Below are 18,176 nucleotides of genomic sequence, written 5' to 3' on the forward strand. Positions count from 1 at the left end.
ATCGGGACACTGATATATTGGGCAGTATTTCTGCCTGCCATTGTAAAAAAAGTCAAAGTCAGGTTTTCTTGACTTTGGCTTTTTTTACAGTGAATGGAATTATTGAAGTGCTACAATCACTGTTGGGGAATCGTTGGATTTTAGAGGGAAATGTGTGCAAATCGGCACTGGCAATACCATTTGCAAAAATGTATTAAAGCCGTTTGCACTTTTCTAGTTGATTATTATCTTCGTTCAGTGATAATATTACCTTTATGTGAATCGAATCGGGAGTGGATTTTAGATATGAGTAAACGCGATTATTATGAGGTGTTAGGCCTTTCGAAGAGTGCTTCGAAGGATGAAATCAAAAAAGCGTATCGAAAGCTCTCCAAACAATATCACCCTGATATTAATAAAGCGGACGATGCTGCGGATAAATTCAAGGAAATCAAGGAAGCTTACGAAGTATTGAGTGACGAACAGAAAAAGGCCCATTATGACCAATTCGGACACACAGATCCAAATCAAGGCTTTGGCGGTCAGGACTTTGGCGGTTTCGGCGGTTTTGAAGATATTTTCAGTAGTTTTTTTGGCGGCGGCGGACGCAGGAGAGATCCTAATGCACCGCGTCAAGGGGCGGATTTACAGTATACGATGACGCTTTCTTTTGAAGAAGCTGCATTCGGAAAAGATACTGAGATCGAAATTCCGCGTGAAGAGAATTGTGATACTTGTAAAGGATCCGGTGCCAAACCAGGTACAAAAGTGGAAAACTGTTCACATTGCCATGGAACCGGTCAATTGAATGTTGAACAAAACACAGCGTTCGGAAGGATTGTGAACCGGAGAGCATGTCACCATTGTCAAGGAACAGGAAAAATCATTCCTAATAAATGTTCAACATGCGGCGGTGACGGAAAAGTCCAAAAACGTAAAAAGATCCAAGTCAAGGTGCCAGCAGGCATTGATGATGGCCAGCAGTTGCGTGTAACCGGCCAAGGAGAGCCAGGAATCAATGGCGGTCCGGCAGGAGACCTATATGTAGTCTTTCATGTGCGCAGCCATGAATTCTTTGAGCGGGATGGCGATGATATTTATTGCGAAATGCCGGTTACTTTTGCCCAGGCAGCATTAGGGGATGAAATAGAAGTTCCGACGCTTCATGGAAAAGTGAAGCTGAAGATTCCTGCAGGTACACAAACAAGCACTCGTTTCCGTTTAAAAGGAAAAGGGGTTCCGAATGTCAGAGGATATGGCCAAGGAGATCAGCATGTGGTCGTATTAGTGGTCACGCCTAAGAAATTAACGGAAAAACAAAAGGACCTGCTTCGTGAGTTCAGTGATATCAGCGGACAAGGCATTGATGAACAAGATGATGGATTTTTCTCAAAAGTAAAGCGTGCTTTTAAAGATAGGTGAATAAAAGTAAAAGAACAAATTGGGAGTTGGTAGATTATGAAGTGGTCTGAATTTGCAATCCAAACAACGAATGAAGCGGTTGAACCTGTTTCGAATATTCTTCATGAGGCAGGTGCAAGTGGTGTTGTCATTGAGGATCCTCTAGAATTAGTCAAGGAACGAGAAAATGTTTTTGGCGAAATCTACCACTTAAACCCAGATGATTATCCGAATGAAGGTGTAGTCATTAAGGCTTATCTGCCTGTTAACAGCTTCCTTGGCGATACCATTGATGCTATTAAGGAATCAATCAATAATCTCCTTCTTTTTGATATAGACCTTGGGAAGAATGTTGTTTCAATTAGTGAAGTGAATGAAGAAGAGTGGGCGACGGCTTGGAAAAAATATTATAACCCTGTCAAGATATCCGAACGTTTTACCATCGTGCCAACATGGGAAGACTACACTCCAGTAAGCAGTGACGAATTGATCATTGAACTTGATCCGGGCATGGCCTTCGGAACGGGTACACACCCGACGACGGTCATGTGCATCCAAGCGCTGGAGCGTACAGTGCAGCCTGGGGATTTAGTCGTTGATGTAGGAACTGGTTCTGGTGTTCTGAGTATAGCAGCTGCATTATTGGACGCAAAACGAATCCAGTCCCTTGATTTGGATGAAGTGGCAGTACAGTCAGCCAAACAAAACGTGGAACTAAATAAAGTGCAGGATAAAGTGTCTGTCTCACAAGGCAATTTACTGGATGGTGTGAAGGAACAAGCGGATATCGTCGTGGCTAATATTCTTGCCGAAGTGATCATGCGTTTTACAGATGATGTAGCGAAAGTGGTTAAACCTGGCGGATATTTCATCGCTTCCGGAATCATTCAAACTAAGAAACAAGATGTGAAGGAAGCGATTATAGCATCCGGATTCACCGTTGAGGAAACGATCTTGATGGAAGATTGGGTGGCAATAATCGCGAAAAGAAATGATTAATTGAAAAGTTACTCTGATTATCGGGTTTTTTGATAGTCAGAGTACCTTTTTTTAGCTTGAATCTTTGCACGGCTTGCATTCCGGATTCCTGACTGTTAGCCTGTGAGTTTTTTAGACTAGACGAAGTAGGTGGCAGTGTGCAACGGTATTTTCTTAACGAAGTAGACATCAATGGAAACACGGTGAAGATATCAGGCGATGATTTTCACCATATAGCCAGGGTGATGAGAATGGGACCAGGAGAACGGATCATCACGGTGAAAGGTAATGGTATGACGGCTATCGCGGAAATTTCGGAAATTACTGATGTTGCTGTTATAGGGACAGTTACCGAATGGAAGAATGAAGAAAAGGAACTTCCTGTAAGGGTTGTGATAGCGAGCGGTCTGCCTAAAGGGGATAAATTGGAATATGTCGTTCAAAAGGGTACTGAACTGGGTGCCGTTGAATTTATCCCTTTTATTGCTGCTCGTTCGGTGGTAAAATGGGACCACAAAAAGGTAGGTAAGAAATTGGAGAGACTCCAGAAGATTTCAAAAGAGGCGGCTGAGCAATCCCACCGAACGGTTATCCCTGCCATCAAGGAACCGATGACGGCAGATCAGCTTGCTGGTTATGCTTCCGGTTTCGATCATAAATTAATCGCTTTTGAAGAAGAGGCGAAACGGGGGGAAGCTTCTGTACTCGCTTCTGTCTTGAAAGATTTAACCGCTGGGCAATCCATCCTATTCGTATTTGGGCCTGAAGGTGGTTTAGCAGATAAGGAAATTGAAAAACTGACCGATGCCGGTTTTATGGCTTGCGGTCTTGGACCAAGAATATTAAGAACTGAAACAGCACCTTTATATGCACTTTCCGCTGTTTCTTATCATGTAGAACTTTTGAGGTGATGAAAAATGGCAACGGTCGCTTTCCATACATTAGGCTGTAAAGTGAATCATTATGAAACAGAGGCTATATGGCAATTATTCAAAACTGGGGGATATGATCGTGTTGAGTTTGAAAATGCATCGGATGTATATGTCATCAACACATGCACGGTGACAAACACTGGCGATAAGAAAAGCCGTCAGGTCATCCGTCGTGCCATTCGTAAGAACCCGAATGCCGTCATAGCGGTAACGGGATGTTATGCACAGACATCGCCGGCAGAAATCATGGCCATACCAGGTGTGGATATTGTTGTAGGAACACAAGACAGGGTTAAACTCCTTGATTACATTGAGCAATTCAAGGTGGAACGTGAACCAATCAATGCTGTAGGAAATATCATGAAAAACCGTGTCTACGAAGAATTGGATGTACCTGCTTTTACAGACCGTACACGCGCTTCACTTAAGATCCAGGAAGGTTGCAATAATTTCTGCACTTTCTGCATCATCCCTTGGGCCCGTGGCTTGATGCGTTCCCGCGACCCAAAAGAAGTCATTCACCAAGCTGAACAGCTTGTCGAGGCAGGCTATAAAGAGCTAGTCCTCACCGGAATTCATACTGGCGGTTACGGAGACGATTTAAAAGACTATAATTTGGCGATGCTGCTGCAGGACTTGGAAAAAGTCGATGGGCTGAAGCGTATCCGTATTTCCTCCATTGAAGCCAGCCAAATTACAGATGAAATCATTGAAGTGCTGACGAATTCCAAAAAAGTGGTACGTCATTTGCATATACCAATCCAATCGGGTTCCGATACAGTTCTAAAACGGATGAGACGTAAATATACGATGGATTTCTTCGGTGATCGAATCGAAAAGTTGAAAATTGCACTTCCGGGTCTTGCTGTTACCTCTGATGTCATCGTAGGTTTCCCGGGTGAAACCGAAGAAGAATTCATGGAGACATATAACTTTATAGAAAAATATAAATTCTCCGAACTTCATGTTTTCCCTTATTCAAAACGGACAGGGACTCCAGCTGCCCGTATGGAAGATCAAGTGGATGAAGATATCAAAAATGAACGCGTCCACCGCCTTATCGCGTTGTCGGATCAGCTGGCAAAAGAGTATGCCTCCCGATTCGAGGGTGAAGTTCTGGAAGTCATTCCTGAAACGAAGTTGGAAAGTGGCCTTTATGAAGGCTACTCCGATAATTACATGAAAATCATCTTTCCGGCTTCAGATGATATGGTCGGTGAAATCGTCAAAGTGAAGATTACAAAGTCTGGCTATCCATCTAGTGAAGGTCAGTTCGTGACGGTAGTGAAGGATTTTCCGTTGCAACAAGCATCCAATATCTAAGACAGCGGTTAATCGCTGTCTTTTTTTATCCTCATTTTGATGTGTTTTCTTGGCACTTTCGGGTAAAGACTATATATATCGTCAAAGTGGAAAAACTATGGTATCATTAGAGGTACGTACAACTAGTTACAGATTGTTTTTGAGGAGGATTTATTAATGTCACAAAATGTAGCAGGTATAATTGACCACACGTTATTAAAAGCAGATGCAACCAAAGAGCAAATAAAGGTATTATGCGAAGAAGCGAGAGAGTATAACTTTGCTTCCGTATGCGTAAACCCGACTTGGGTGAAATATGCAAGCGAACTTTTGGAAGGTTCAGAAGTGAAAGTTTGTACGGTCATCGGCTTCCCTCTAGGTGCAACCACACCGGAAACCAAAGCTTTTGAAACGAAAGACGCCATCTCCAATGGCGCTCACGAAGTCGATATGGTAATCAATATCGGCGCATTGAAGGACAAGGATGATGAGTTGGTGGAGCGGGATATTCGTGCTGTTGTAGCCGCATCCACTGGTAAGGCTCTTTCAAAGGTGATCATTGAAACTTCTTTATTGACTGATGAAGAAAAGGTCCGTGCATGTGAATTGGCCGTAAAGGCAGGAACGGATTATGTGAAAACATCAACTGGTTTTTCTACCGGCGGAGCGACTGTTGAAGATATCACGCTTATGAGAAAAACGGTTGGCCCGGATATCGGTGTCAAAGCTTCAGGCGGAGTCCGCAACACGAGCGATGCCCAGAAAGTGATTGAAGCTGGTGCAACAAGAATTGGAGCGAGTGCAGGTGTCTCCATCGTAAAGGGCTTAACGGCTGATTCCGATTATTGATTTTAAAAAGGGACCGTATAATAAGTCCCCGAAAATAAAAAAGGCGGAGAAAAATATTTTATTTTTCTCCGCCTTTTTTTTATTACTTCCATAAAAAAATCGGATTGTAATTGAACTGGTGATATCCCATGCCCATAAAAAAGAGGACCCGTATCATTTTTTGAACCCATGAATTCAAAAAAAACTTATTGTGGATTTAATAAATATTAAGGGGAATCAAACAGGAAGTAAAATTGCTTATATAAATGCAACAGGGGGAAGGAAATGAAAAAGGTTTTTAATTTTCTTTTATCATTAACACTACTTTATATGAGTGGTGAAATTTTGAGTATATGACACTTCAATATAGTGGCAGTATCTGTTTATTATCTAACATCTTTCTCTAATAAAGGTTTGATGATTTTGATTTCAGCTGCCGTTATATCGAGTGGTTTGAGCTTATTGAAAAACCCCCAGTAATCAGTAATCATTCATCCATTTATATCTGGTGCAGCTACATGTGATATCCATCCTTCCCGCGAAGCTGTCCAAAAGTCTCCAATGACTTTTGGACAGCTCCTTATTTTTTTAAGTGTGGCCGATGCACCAAAAGAATGAGGTTGGAGAATTGCCTTGCTAATGGCAAGACGGCCAAAGAAGTCAAGATATTGAAAATGACACTGGCATGGGCCAGCTGTGTCCCTTTGTTTTCGGTGAAAAGGGCAGCCGTCCTTTCCAAGATGTCCACAAAAGGCAGGAATGCGGCAACCCCGATGATGTTTAGCCAAATATGTGCATAAGCTGTGAAGGCGGCTTGTCTACCAGAACCGATGCTGGCCATGTATCCGGTGATGCAAGTGCCTATATTCGATCCGAGCATGATGATGATTGCGGAAGAGACGGATAACTCCCCATTCATCAAAAAGCTCATGGCTATCCCGATGGTTGCAGAACTGGAGTGGATGAGTGCTGTCAATAATATCCCGGCTAATAGGGCATAGCTCATGTGGCCCTCTATGTAATGGATGAGCGTTTGTATGGATGGGTAGGCTGCAATCGGTGTCGAAAGCGTTTTAAAACCACTCATCGCCGCGAAGATGGCCGAGATTCCGATCAGTGACATCCCTATGCTTCTCGGTAATGCTTTCGGCAAGAAGCAAAGGAGTGCGCCGCTTACGACACCGGGAATGATCCAACGATCCAGAGAGAAGGTCATGAACTCGGCTGTAAAGGTGGATCCGATATTCGTTCCAAGAATAATCCCGATTGTTTGCGGGAACGTTATGCTTCCTGCGGAAACGAGGCCGACCGTCATGACCATGACCGCCGAGCTGCTCTGCAGGATCCCGGTAAAGATGGTTCCGGCCATGAAGCCTTTCCATGGCTTATCCGTAACCTTTGAGAGAAAGGTTTTTAATGCTGTACCCGACATATTGAACAGTCCGATTCGTAAAACCGACATACCTGCCAAAAATATCGCAATGAATAAAAGGAATGAAAATAGCTCATGCATGACTGTCACCTCATAGTAAGCTTATGGCCCAATGACGGGAGACATGCTATAATTTGGATTCTCATGCAAATTGAATCAACGTTTCGTGAAAAATTATGATAATAACATGATGATATTCAAAATAAGTTTGATTTTATTAGTTGACCTGCTAAAGATGATATATTATAATTGTTTAGTACATGTATAACATGTTGACAACTTGAGTTAGTGTGTTGTTTTCGGAGGGAGGGAAAGAGATGTCTAAAACCGTCGTTCGTAAAAACGAATCGCTTGAAGATGCTCTTCGTCGTTTCAAACGTACTGTATCTAAAGCAGGATCGCTTCAGGAAGCTAGGAAGCGTGAATTTTATGAAAAACCAAGCGTAAAACGTAAGAAAAAGTCTGAAGCTGCAAGAAAACGTAAATTCTAAGAGAGGGTGGAAAGATGAGTCTTCTCGAGCGTTTAAATAATGATATGAAACAAGCGATGAAGAACAAGGAAAAGGACAAACTATCTGTTATTCGGATGCTGAAAGCTTCTATTCAAAACGAAGCCATGAAGCAGAGACAAGATTTAACAGATGATGAAGAATTGACAGTGCTCTCTCGCGAATTAAAACAACGCAAAGACTCCCTCCAGGAGTTTGAAAACGCAGGTCGTTCAGATCTCGTGGATAAAGTCCGCACCGAACTAGTATACGTAGAGGCATATATGCCTGAGCAACTTTCAGAAGAAGACATTTCTAAAATCGTTAAACAAACGATTGAAGAAGTCAAAGCAACATCCAAAGCAGATATGGGGCGAGTTATGGGAGCTTTAATGCCTAAAGTTAAAGGTAAAGCGGATGGTTCTCTAGTAAACAAATTAGTACAACAACATCTATCTTAAACTCTAAACTTAAAACTCGAAACCTAACCGCAGGCAAATTGCCTGTGGTTTTTGTGTATTTCATGAATTTTTAGCGTATATTATTGAGACGCAGCCCAAGAAAATGGGGTCACTTTTAATTTTATTTGCTTTTTTTTTGAAACCTTTTTCATATACATACGTAATAACTAAAGAACAGAGTAAAGGGTCGCTTCATTTGCTCCTTATTCGAATTTAGTTGCGTGCTGAATTTACTGGTAGGTGTTCCTCCTGAGCGATGAGGCACTTACCGCGTTTAATACGGGAAAGGGGGCGTTCCGTTGAAAATTTGGCGTTATTTATCTGTACTATTATTTGGATTGCTGTTCACCATGTCTTCTTTTTGGGGGGCGACGGCATCTGCAAACGAGAAGATCGTTTACCATGTTCCAATTGAAGAAACGGTGGAAAAGGGACTCTCGGCCTTTTTGGAGCGCGCGCTGACCACTGCTGAGGCAGCTGATGCAGATCTTGTCGTTTTCGAGGTGAATACCCCTGGAGGTGCTGTGGATGCAGCGGGGGAAATTGCAAAGTTACTGTCGGATTCACCAATCAAGACAGTTGCCTATGTCAATAACAGGGCATTATCTGCAGGGGCATACATTTCTCTAAGTGCAGATGAGATCTATATGGTTCCGAGCGCCACCATGGGATCTGCGGCTGTGATAGATTCAACGGGGAATGCTGCAGGTAAGAAAGCGCAATCTTATTGGTTAGCTGCCATGAAGACTGCTGCAGAACAAAATGGACGTGATCCCATATACGCCCAGGCGATGGCGGATGTTGACATCGATCTGCCCGAATATGGAGCGGAAAAAGGGAAGTTGCTGACATTTACAGCTGAACAGGCAAAAAAGGCTGGATATAGTGAAGGCACCGTCTCTGGGAAAGCGGAGCTGTATAGTATACTTGGAGTCGAGGATGCTGATATTCGGTCAATCGAAGAAAGCTTTCCTGAGAAACTTGCCCGCTTTTTGACCAATCCGATCGTCGTTCCCATTTTGTTAACGATAGCGGGAATCGGGATAGTGATCGAATTGTTTTCACCCGGTTTTGGAATTCCGGGGGTCATTGGGATCACCAGTCTTGTCTTATTTTTCTATGGTCATCTTGTCGCCGGTATCACGGGATACGAATCGTTAGCGATGTTCATCATCGGGGTCATTCTCGTACTAATTGAATTTTTTATCCCAGGGGGGATTATCGGGCTGCTCGGATTTACCGCGATAGTGGGGAGTTTATTCCTCGCAACAGGTGATCCGGTCCATATGACGATATCCTTGCTAATTGCGGTCACCGTATCCATTTTGGTATTCATCCTACTTGTAAAGGTGTTTGGAAAACAGATGAAATTTTTCAGGAAAATGATATTAACCGATGCAACAAAAACGGAACAAGGATATGTCAGCAATCCGAACCGTTTGGATTTATTAGGTGTAGAAGGGAAGGCCCTTACAGATTTGAGGCCTTCAGGAACAGCTTTGGTCAAAGAAGAAAGAGTGGATGTCGTGACCGAAGGAAGCTTTATTTCCAAGGGTTCATCAATCATCATCGTTAAAGTTGAAGGATCAAGGGTAGTCGTCCGGGAAATTCCGGATTCAAATTAAAATTAAAAGATACAGGAAGGATGAATCATTAAGTGATAACTTCAGGAACGATATTTATTGTACTGGCAGTGATTGCTGCCATCATCGTATTGGCAGTGTTTTTCACATTCGTACCAGTAATGCTATGGATTTCCGCTTTAGCGGCAGGAGTCAAAATCAGTATATTTACATTAGTTGGGATGAGGCTTCGCCGTGTTATACCAAGCAGGGTCGTCAACCCGCTTATCAAGGCCCATAAGGCTGGAATCAATGTTTCAACGAATCAATTGGAGAGCCATTACCTTGCAGGCGGTAATGTCGATCGAGTGGTGAATGCATTAATTGCTGCAGAACGTGCCAATATCGTGCTTCCTTTCGAACGGGGTGCAGCCATTGACCTTGCAGGACGTGATGTACTGGAAGCCGTTCAAATGAGCGTTAACCCGAAAGTGATCGAAACTCCGTTCATCTCTGGTGTGGCGATGAATGGTATTGAAGTGAAAGCGAAGGCAAGGATAACGGTCCGGGCCAATATTGAACGCCTTGTCGGTGGTGCCGGTGAAGAGACGATCATTGCCCGTGTAGGTGAAGGGATCGTATCGACGATCGGTGCTTCGAAAATGCATACAGATGTACTTGAGAACCCCGATTTGATTTCAAGAACGGTATTATCGAAAGGGTTGGATTCAGGGACGGCATTCGAAATTCTTTCCATTGATATCGCTGAAGTGGATATCGGTAAAAATATCGGGGCCATATTACAGACGGACCAAGCCGAAGCCGATAAGAAAATAGCCCAGGCAAAGGCCGAAGAACGCCGTGCGATGGCTGTTGCACTTGAACAGGAAATGGTTGCCCGTGTTCAGGAAATGAGAGCGAAGGTTGTTCAATCCGAAGCGGAAGTTCCATTGGCCATGGCCGATGCACTGAAAAGCGGAAACCTTGGAGTGATGGATTATATGAATATCCAAAATATCACGGCCGATACGGACATGCGCGATTCCATCAGTAAAATATCAGACAATCCAAAAGATAACAACAATAACAATAATAATAATTAGGTCAGGGAAGGAAGGTCTTTAAATGGGAGATTTTATTGATTTCTTTCTCAAGAACCCATTCCTTATCATTGTCTTGATCGGTATTTTAACGTCCATGTTAGGAAAGAAGAAGCAGCCTCAGCAATATGATGATCCTAACAAGCCTCCGAAAAAGAAATGGCAGGAGGTCATGCGGGAGCTTCAAGGTGAAATGCAGCAGGAGAATCCGCAGCAAAGCCCTGCGCCTGCTCCCGTAAGGAAAGTCGAACAGCAGGCAGCTCAGGCTGTTGAAGTGATCGATGAGACGACGAATGAGGCGAACGAACGGATTGCGGAGCTTAGAAGGCTTCAGCAGAAGTACGATCAGCAGCGTTTATATCAAAAAGCGAAGGCGGATCAAATCACATCAACGATTTCAGATAATAACAGTCCGGTCTATCGCAAAGGGCCGTCTTTTGGTAAAAAGCAGCTGATTGATGGCATCATCATGTCAGAAGTGCTGGGACCGCCAAGGGCGAAGAGAAGTCTTCAGAGGTCCAGAAGGTGATTCGGAACCATGGGCTTTTTTAAGCCCGTCATTAAATGAGCATGAAAAAATAGACTTTCATCACTTATAATTTTGTGCTAGAACCCTCTTTCATTTCATACATTGAGATGAAAGGGGGTTCTTTTTTATGGCACGCAATTGGGGAAAAAAAGTGAAACAGCTTATGACCAAAACAATGGACCTTCCGCAAGATGTCATGATGGACCTGCCGCGAATTACAATGATCGGTCAATTACATATTTATATTGAAAACCATCGTGGCTTATTGGCTTTTACAGACAGCGAAGTGCGATTGATGCTGAAAAATGGGCAGTTGTTGATAAAGGGAAATGCCTTTGTCATAAAGACGATTTTGCCGGAAGAAATCATGCTCGAAGGCAAAATCGATAAGGTCTATTTTATTAATGAATGATCCCGGGAGGTCTCCATGAAAAACCAATGGACAAACTATTATACAGGCTATGTAAAGGTGAAGGCTTATGGCAAAGGTGCAGAACGGCTGATTAATATGCTGACGAGAAGGGGGCTTCATATCTGGGATGTGAAGCGTGTCGGAAGTGAAGCCCTGATTTTCCATCTGGATATCAGGGATATCCCCAAACTCCGTCAGGTCATGCGTAAGAGCGATTGTAAAGTAAAGTTCATGCAGGGAAAGGGTTTCCCTTTCCTAATGAAGAGAGTCATGAAAAACAGCGGGTTTTTAGCGGGGATGATCGCTTTCCTGCTCTGTATATTTGTACTTTCCAATATGGTTTGGGGCATCGAGGTTCAAGATGCCAAACCGGCAACCGAGCATGCCATCCGGAAAGAATTGGACAAGATGGGAGTGAAGATCGGGAAAGTACAATTCTTTGTTGATGATGTGGATACGATTCAGCGTAAGCTGTCAGACCGGATTGGGGCATTGACATGGGTAGGGGTAGAGTTAAAGGGAACGACATATCATTTTCGGGTAGTAGAAAAACGGCAGCCTAAAGAGGTCGAGAAAACATCTCCGCAAAATTTGGTTGCTTCAAAAAAAGCGATCATCTCTGATATGTTCGTTGAAAAGGGACAATCTATTGTTAATGTAAATGATTATGTAGGAAAAGGGCAGCTTCTTGTTTCAGGATTGATTGGAAAAGAGGATAAACAGGAGATTGTATCGGCACAGGGAGTAATAAAAGGGAAAACGTGGTATAAAGCGAAAGTGGAAGTTCCGTTAAAAACCAAGTTTTCTGTTTTTAACGGGGATGAAACGAGCAGGCACTTTTTGAAAATGGGGGGCTTTTCCCTTCCGGTATGGGGTTTCAAGGATCCGGGATATGAAAAACAGGAAAAAGAAACGACAGTGAGGCCTTTTCACTTTCTTCAATGGGAACTACCCATTTCCTATAAACAAGTGACATTGAGGAGCAAGGAAGACATTGTACGAAGTTATACCGAGAAAGAAGCGGTCAAGGAAGGCCGGAAAATGGCTAAAGCAGAATTGAAAAAGCATTTAGAAGAGGAAGATGAAATCATCGAGGAAAAAATTTTGCACGAAAGCATGGAGAATGGTAAAGTTAAATTATCTATACATTACCAAGTTATTGAAGATATAGCGATTGGACAGCCAATCATTCAAGGAGACTAACGAATGGCAGATGATGTGAAAGTAATTAAGCTCGAAATAAAATCACCCAATGAAGCGATCGCATTATTGGGCAATGGAGATTCAAATGTAAAAGTGCTCGAAGAGGAGCTTGGCATTTCCGTCATAACCCGAGGTGAAGCGGTGAGTGTTGCCGGGGATATCGAGCGGGTAACGATGGGGGAGGAAATCCTCAACGCATTATTGACAGTTGTGAGAAAAGGAATTGCAATCAGTTCCAGGGATGTGCTTTATGCAATTGAAATGGCAAGAAAAGGCACATTGGAGTACTTCGGTGAATTATATGATGAGGAAATCGCTAAAACGGCTAAAGGGAAATCCATTAAAGTCAAAACAATCGGGCAAAGATACTATATCCAGGCTATAAAGAAACAGGACCTTGTATTTGGAATTGGGCCTGCCGGAACCGGGAAGACCTACCTTGCTGTAGTGATGGCCATCAACGCATTGAAAAATGGACATGTTAAACGGATCATCCTGACACGGCCTGCCGTCGAAGCGGGGGAAAGCCTTGGCTTTCTGCCTGGTGATCTGAAGGAAAAGGTAGATCCTTATCTACGGCCGCTGTATGACGCTCTCCATGACCTCCTAGGGATGGAACAGACGCAAAGGATGATAGAGCGCGGAACGATCGAAATAGCTCCTCTGGCTTATATGAGGGGCCGTACGCTTGAAGATGCCTTTGTCATATTGGATGAAGCCCAGAACACGACGGAAGCCCAAATGAAGATGTTCTTGACCCGGCTTGGTTTCGGATCGAAAATGGTCATTACGGGAGATCGGACCCAGATTGACCTTCCGAAAGGCATGAAGTCAGGTCTAGTCCGAGTAGAAGAGATTTTGAAGAATGTTAAAGGCCTTTCCTTTGTTTATTTTGAACAAAGTGATGTAGTAAGGCATCCGCTTGTCGCCAAAATCATTACTGCTTACGAGCAGGCGAAGTCATAAGAAAAAATCCGCCATTTCAATCGGCGGATTTTTCGTGATGTGTCTAAATGACAAACTTTATGGGGAAAAAGTGGATAAGAAGCTACATTTATCAATACGAAGGTGAAAATTCACATAAAAACTGTTATGATTTTACATATCTAGAATAATAAACATCATTTTTTAGGAGGACCTTCCTTGAATCGTATCCAGAAATTTTTCACTCAAATAAAAGGGCTGTTGGTCCATCGCTTTTTTCAAGTGCTTCTGTTCATCATACTTGGTTTATTTGCGTATGCGTTAATGTTCTCCAATGTTAAGCCTGAAAGGGTCCAGGTAGAGCTTTTTAAGCCTGCGGAACAAACAATCCGTTCAACTAAGACTGTGGAAGATACCTATAAGACGGAACAGGAAAAAGAAGAGATTTCAAAACAGGTGGCGGATGTTTATTCTTTAAAAAAGGAATATGCCAAAAATAAAGTCGATCTGATTTCATCCATTTTCGATTCAGCAATAGAGGTCAATAAAGAAACGGACCCCGATAAAGACCATAAAGAAGATGAGGGAAAAGACGATAAAAAAGGGACCGTAAAGACGGATGCTCAAAAAGTTTCCATATTAAAAGAAAAATTGACCGATGAAGTGAATAGAAATATCGAGGAATCCGTTTTCCTGGCATTAGTTCAGGCGGATGAAGATGAGTTGAAAATAGCGAAGGATTCAACCATTACAGCCGTGAATAATGTGATGAGCTCGCGGATCGCTGCAAGTGACGTCGAAAATGCCAAGAAAAAGGTTGTAGAGGAATTGGATTATATGAGCATTAGTGGCGATATGAAAAAAGCCTCCACTTCCCTTGCACGTACGGCAATCATTCAGAATGTATTTTTCGATAAGGACAAAACCGAGGAACAGCGAAGGAAAGCGATTGAAAGCGTGGAGCCGATCAGGATCCTTCAAGGTCAGATCATCGTTGAAGAAAATCAATTAGTGGACAGGGATGTATATAGGCAGCTTGAACTGGCAGGCTTCTTAAATACGGAGTCTACCATTTACCCGTATATTGGCCTGCTGTTATTCATATTCCTGACCTTTGCCGCTTTTTATTACTATTTCTACTATTCCATTTCCAAAAAGGATAACAAGTACAACCAATTATTGATCTTCAGTCTTGTCTTTATCCTTTCAATGGCTACCATGAAAACGGTCAGCGTTCTGGCAGACTTGAAAAACTCGAACTTGGAATACATTTTTCCGGGTGCCATGGCGGCGATGATCATCAAGATATTATTGAATGATAAGTTAGCGGTGGCAATGATCATATTGTTAGGTTCGTATGGTACGATTATATTTAATGGTGATACACCTGGAAATCTGGATTTCTCGATGGGGCTTTATATCATTTTCGGGGGATTGACGGCAATCATCATTCTATCCAGGCCGAATTTCAAATCAAAGGTGCTGGTAGCGGGGCTGCTATTGTCTTTAATCAATATGGCATTTGTTTTTTCTCTCATCTTTATTATGGACAGCCATTATACTAGAATGGAGTACTTGTATTATGCTGCTGCCGCCATAGGTTCTGGAGTGGGTTCAGCCGTTTTGACAATGGGCCTGTTACCGTTTTTCGAGGCAGGTTTCGGGATCTTATCATCGATTAAGCTTATAGAGCTCGCGAATCCCAATCATCCGTTATTGCGGAGGATCTTGATTGAGGCACCGGGGACATATCATCACAGTGTTATGGTCGCCAATTTGGCGGAATCGGCTTGTGAAGCCATCGGGTCGAATGGGTTGCTGGCAAGGGTCGGCAGCTATTATCATGATATAGGTAAAACGAAGCGGCCGCATTTCTTCATCGAAAATCAGATGAATGAAGAGAACCCGCATGATCGGCTGCAGCCGGAAACGAGCAGGGATATCATCATTGCCCATGCCGTAGATGGCGGGGAGATGCTGCGAGGTCACAAATTCCCGAAAGAGATTGTGGATATTGCAGAGCAGCATCATGGTACGACTTTATTGAAGTTTTTCTACCATAAGGCAAAAAAACAGGATGAGTCCACACTTGAAGCTGCCTACCGATATCCCGGGCCGAGGGCGATAATGAAGGAAGTGGCCGTCATCGGCATAGCCGATAGTGTGGAAGCCGCAGTGAGATCGATGAAGCACCCAACTCCGGAGAAGATTGAAGAGTTGGTAAGTTTCATCATTCAGGACAGGATTTCTGATGGTCAATTTGATGAATGTGACATTACTATGAGAGAATTGAGTATCGTGAAGCATTCCTTATGTGAATCGCTGAATGGTATCTTCCACTCCAGGATTGAATATCCGGAGCCGGATAAATTAGGACAGAAGGTGAAAGAATGATTTTAGCTATCGATTTAATGGATGAAACGAATGAAGTAACGGAGGAAGCACAGCGGCTTGTTGAAAGCATTCTGCAATTTGCGGCAAGAAAAGAAAACATTGAAAAAGACACCGAGCTGTCAGTTACATTTGTAGACAATGATAGGATTCGGGAAATCAATAAAGAATATCGACATAAAGATTCAGCTACAGATGTCATTTCCTTTGCACTTGAAGAAATGGGGGAAGATGAAGTGGAAATTGTCGGTGCGGAAATGCCCCGCATGTTAGGGGATATCATCATTTCCATTGAACGCACGAAAGAACAGGCTGAAGAGTATGGTCATTCATTTGACCGGGAACTTGGATTTTTAGCACTGCATGGTTTTCTGCATTTATTAGGATTCGACCACATGAATGAAGAAGATGAAAAAGTGATGTTCACTAAACAAAAGGAGATCTTGGAAGAATATGGACTTTCAAGAGAAGGGTAAAAAAAGGTATCCTTTATTAAAAAGTTTCTCTTTTGCCTGTCAGGGAATTTTGGAGGCCGTTAGGACTGAACGCAATATCAAGATACATTTCGTGTTAACGGCAATCGTCGTATTCTTTGGTTGGTACTTCTCATTGAATGGGATGGAGTGGCTTTTCATTTTAGCGGCAATAGCCGGTACGATTACGCTGGAGCTCGTTAATTCAGCGATTGAAAGGGTAGTGGACCTGGTAACGGATCAAATCCATCCGCTTGCCAAGCAGGCAAAAGATATTGCAGCCGGTGCTGTATTCATATATGCTATATTTTCTATAATAGTTGGATTGATTATCTTTTTGCCCAAGTTTGGCCTGTAGGTTGCCAAAATGGTACTCAATTTGAAAGGAAGATGTGAATTGAATACAAAAGAATTGATTGAGGAAGCTAAAAAAGCAAGGGATAAAGCTTATGTGCCTTACTCCAAATTTAAGGTGGGGGCTGCCCTTTTAACCTCTGATGGAAAGGTCTATCATGGTTGTAATATAGAAAATGCTGCATACAGCATGTGTAATTGCGCCGAAAGGACAGCTTTATTCAGCGCTTATGCCCATAATGATAAAAAATTCACTAAACTTGCAGTCGTGGCAGATACCGATGGTCCCGTTTCCCCATGCGGGGCATGCAGGCAGGTTATTTCGGAACTGTGTGAAAAGGATATGCCGGTCGTTTTGACCAACTTACATGGGGATATAAAAGAACTAACAGTACAGGAATTGCTTCCAGGAGCTTTTTCACCGGAGGATTTAAATGGATAAACTATTTGATGATAAACAAGTAAAAGATTACAAATCAGGTTTCATTTCGATTATTGGACGACCTAATGTTGGAAAGAGTACATTTCTGAATCGGGTCATCGGTCAAAAGATCGCCATCATGAGCGATAAACCGCAAACTACAAGAAATAAGGTCCAGGGTGTACTTACTCAAAACGATTCACAAATGATTTTCATCGATACACCCGGCATTCATAAACCAAAGCATAAGCTTGGTGACTTCATGATGAAAGTGGCCACGAATACATTGAAGGAAGTCGATTTGATTCTCTTCATGATCAATGCGACTGAAGGATACGGACGCGGTGACGAGTTTATCATCGAAAAACTTCAATCCGTAAAAACGCCTGTTTTCCTTGTTGTAAACAAAATCGATGCGATGCACCCAGATGATTTACTTCCGATCATTGAAAAATACCAACAGCTATACCCCTTTGCGGCGGTCGTTCCGATTTCAGCGCTTGAAGGAAATAATGTCGATACACTGCTTGAACAAATCAAGGAGCATCTGCCAGAGGGTCCCCAGTTTTATCCGGCTGACCAAGTGACAGACCACCCGGAACGCTTTATCATTTCCGAATTGGTCCGCGAGAAGGTACTGCACCTGACACGGGAAGAAATTCCGCATTCAGTGGCTGTTGTCATCGATTCAATTAAAAAAATGGACAACAGTGATACCATTAATGTCATGGCGACGATCGTTGTCGAACGTGATTCACAAAAAGGCATTGTCATCGGAAAGCAAGGGAAAATGCTTAAAGAAGTCGGCAGCCGTGCCAGAGTGGATATCGAAAACTTATTGGGCTCGAAAGTTTTCTTGGAACTATGGGTGAAAGTACAGAAGGATTGGCGGAACAAAGCAAGCCAGCTTCGCGATTATGGCTTCAATGAGAGCGAGTATTAATTAACAAAATTTACGCTTCATGAAAGTTCGGAAAACGGTCAAGCTAACCATATGGTCGGATAT

19 protein-coding genes are annotated in these 18,176 nt (G+C 42.8%); 18 read left to right on the forward strand and 1 reads right to left on the reverse strand.

The genetic code is table 11. From position 1 onward, the window contains the following. Positions 1-285 precede the first annotated feature (285 nt). The 5 genes from dnaJ to deoC all read left to right on the forward strand — a co-directional run bounded on the left by dnaJ (position 286) and on the right by deoC (position 5,441). A complete protein-coding gene (dnaJ, locus tag ACQKFG_RS05240; RefSeq protein ID WP_192205629.1) occupies positions 286-1,401 on the forward strand; it encodes a molecular chaperone DnaJ in 1,116 nt (371 codons plus the stop codon). 36 nt (positions 1,402-1,437) lie between these two features. Further along, positions 1,438-2,379 carry a 50S ribosomal protein L11 methyltransferase gene (gene prmA / locus ACQKFG_RS05245; RefSeq protein ID WP_192205621.1) on the forward strand — a complete coding sequence of 314 codons (942 nt, stop codon included), beginning with the start codon at positions 1,438-1,440 and terminating at the stop codon, positions 2,377-2,379. A 137-nt stretch (positions 2,380-2,516) separates the two neighbouring features. Beyond that, positions 2,517-3,269 (forward strand): 16S rRNA (uracil(1498)-N(3))-methyltransferase, encoded by a 753-nt coding sequence (locus ACQKFG_RS05250; RefSeq protein WP_353872236.1) that lies wholly within the window; start codon positions 2,517-2,519, stop codon positions 3,267-3,269. 6 nt (positions 3,270-3,275) lie between these two features. Further along, complete coding sequence (gene mtaB, locus ACQKFG_RS05255; RefSeq protein WP_192205617.1) at positions 3,276-4,613, forward strand: tRNA (N(6)-L-threonylcarbamoyladenosine(37)-C(2))-methylthiotransferase MtaB; 1,338 nt, start codon at positions 3,276-3,278, stop codon at positions 4,611-4,613. Positions 4,614-4,769: 156 nt separating this feature from the next. Beyond that, positions 4,770-5,441: a deoxyribose-phosphate aldolase gene (gene deoC, locus ACQKFG_RS05260; protein ID WP_192205610.1), complete on the forward strand. Its 672-nt coding sequence runs from the start codon at positions 4,770-4,772 to the stop codon at positions 5,439-5,441. Positions 5,442-6,000: 559 nt separating this feature from the next. Here the strand turns inward: deoC and ACQKFG_RS05265 are convergent. Then, positions 6,001-6,933: a Na/Pi symporter gene (locus tag ACQKFG_RS05265; protein ID WP_427556850.1), complete on the reverse strand. Its 933-nt coding sequence runs from the start codon at positions 6,931-6,933 to the stop codon at positions 6,001-6,003. Between the two features lie 236 nt (positions 6,934-7,169). Between ACQKFG_RS05265 and rpsU the strand changes: the two genes are divergently transcribed. The 13 genes from rpsU (at position 7,170) to era (ending at position 18,113) form a co-directional block, all read left to right on the forward strand. Beyond that, on the forward strand, positions 7,170-7,343 hold the full coding sequence (gene rpsU, locus ACQKFG_RS05270) for a 30S ribosomal protein S21 (RefSeq protein WP_028391853.1): 174 nt from the start codon (positions 7,170-7,172) through the stop codon (positions 7,341-7,343). A gap of 14 nt (positions 7,344-7,357) precedes the next feature. Beyond that, on the forward strand, positions 7,358-7,801 hold the full coding sequence (locus ACQKFG_RS05275; RefSeq protein WP_192205606.1) for a GatB/YqeY domain-containing protein: 444 nt from the start codon (positions 7,358-7,360) through the stop codon (positions 7,799-7,801). Between the two features lie 305 nt (positions 7,802-8,106). Then, positions 8,107-9,426, forward strand: coding sequence for an NfeD family protein (locus ACQKFG_RS05280; protein ID WP_370662594.1), 1,320 nt, complete (start codon positions 8,107-8,109; stop codon positions 9,424-9,426). Between the two features lie 50 nt (positions 9,427-9,476). Continuing rightward, complete coding sequence (gene floA / locus ACQKFG_RS05285) at positions 9,477-10,466, forward strand: flotillin-like protein FloA (protein WP_370662593.1); 990 nt, start codon at positions 9,477-9,479, stop codon at positions 10,464-10,466. Between the two features lie 22 nt (positions 10,467-10,488). Further along, entirely contained in the window at positions 10,489-10,992 is a 504-nt protein-coding gene (locus ACQKFG_RS05290; RefSeq protein WP_192205604.1) for a hypothetical protein, read from the forward strand. Positions 10,993-11,119: 127 nt separating this feature from the next. Beyond that, positions 11,120-11,404, forward strand: a complete 285-nt coding sequence (gene yqfC, locus ACQKFG_RS05295) for a sporulation protein YqfC (protein ID WP_034308511.1) — start codon at positions 11,120-11,122, stop codon at positions 11,402-11,404. 15 nt (positions 11,405-11,419) lie between these two features. Further along, positions 11,420-12,607, forward strand: coding sequence for a sporulation protein YqfD (gene yqfD, locus ACQKFG_RS05300; protein WP_427556853.1), 1,188 nt, complete (start codon positions 11,420-11,422; stop codon positions 12,605-12,607). Positions 12,608-12,610: 3 nt separating this feature from the next. Next, positions 12,611-13,573 (forward strand): PhoH family protein, encoded by a 963-nt coding sequence (locus ACQKFG_RS05305; protein ID WP_260284728.1) that lies wholly within the window; start codon positions 12,611-12,613, stop codon positions 13,571-13,573. Positions 13,574-13,750: 177 nt separating this feature from the next. Beyond that, on the forward strand, positions 13,751-15,925 hold the full coding sequence (locus ACQKFG_RS05310) for an HD family phosphohydrolase (protein ID WP_369619333.1): 2,175 nt from the start codon (positions 13,751-13,753) through the stop codon (positions 15,923-15,925). Further along, positions 15,922-16,398 carry an rRNA maturation RNase YbeY gene (ybeY, locus tag ACQKFG_RS05315; protein WP_076365237.1) on the forward strand — a complete coding sequence of 159 codons (477 nt, stop codon included), beginning with the start codon at positions 15,922-15,924 and terminating at the stop codon, positions 16,396-16,398. Before ACQKFG_RS05310 ends, ybeY begins: the two co-directional genes overlap by 4 nt. Next, complete coding sequence (locus tag ACQKFG_RS05320) at positions 16,376-16,753, forward strand: diacylglycerol kinase family protein (protein ID WP_192205597.1); 378 nt, start codon at positions 16,376-16,378, stop codon at positions 16,751-16,753. Before ybeY ends, ACQKFG_RS05320 begins: the two co-directional genes overlap by 23 nt. Positions 16,754-16,792: 39 nt before the next feature. Continuing rightward, positions 16,793-17,191 (forward strand): cytidine deaminase, encoded by a 399-nt coding sequence (locus tag ACQKFG_RS05325; RefSeq protein WP_192205595.1) that lies wholly within the window; start codon positions 16,793-16,795, stop codon positions 17,189-17,191. Further along, complete coding sequence (gene era, locus ACQKFG_RS05330; protein WP_076365244.1) at positions 17,184-18,113, forward strand: GTPase Era; 930 nt, start codon at positions 17,184-17,186, stop codon at positions 18,111-18,113. The genes ACQKFG_RS05325 and era overlap by 8 nt, the downstream gene beginning before the upstream one ends. The last annotated feature ends 63 nt before the right edge of the window (positions 18,114-18,176 follow it).

Origin of the sequence: Peribacillus sp. NPDC076916 (assembly GCF_050269675.1) — a bacterium.
In the GTDB taxonomy this organism is placed as follows: domain Bacteria; phylum Bacillota; class Bacilli; order Bacillales; family DSM-1321; genus Peribacillus; species Peribacillus aracenensis.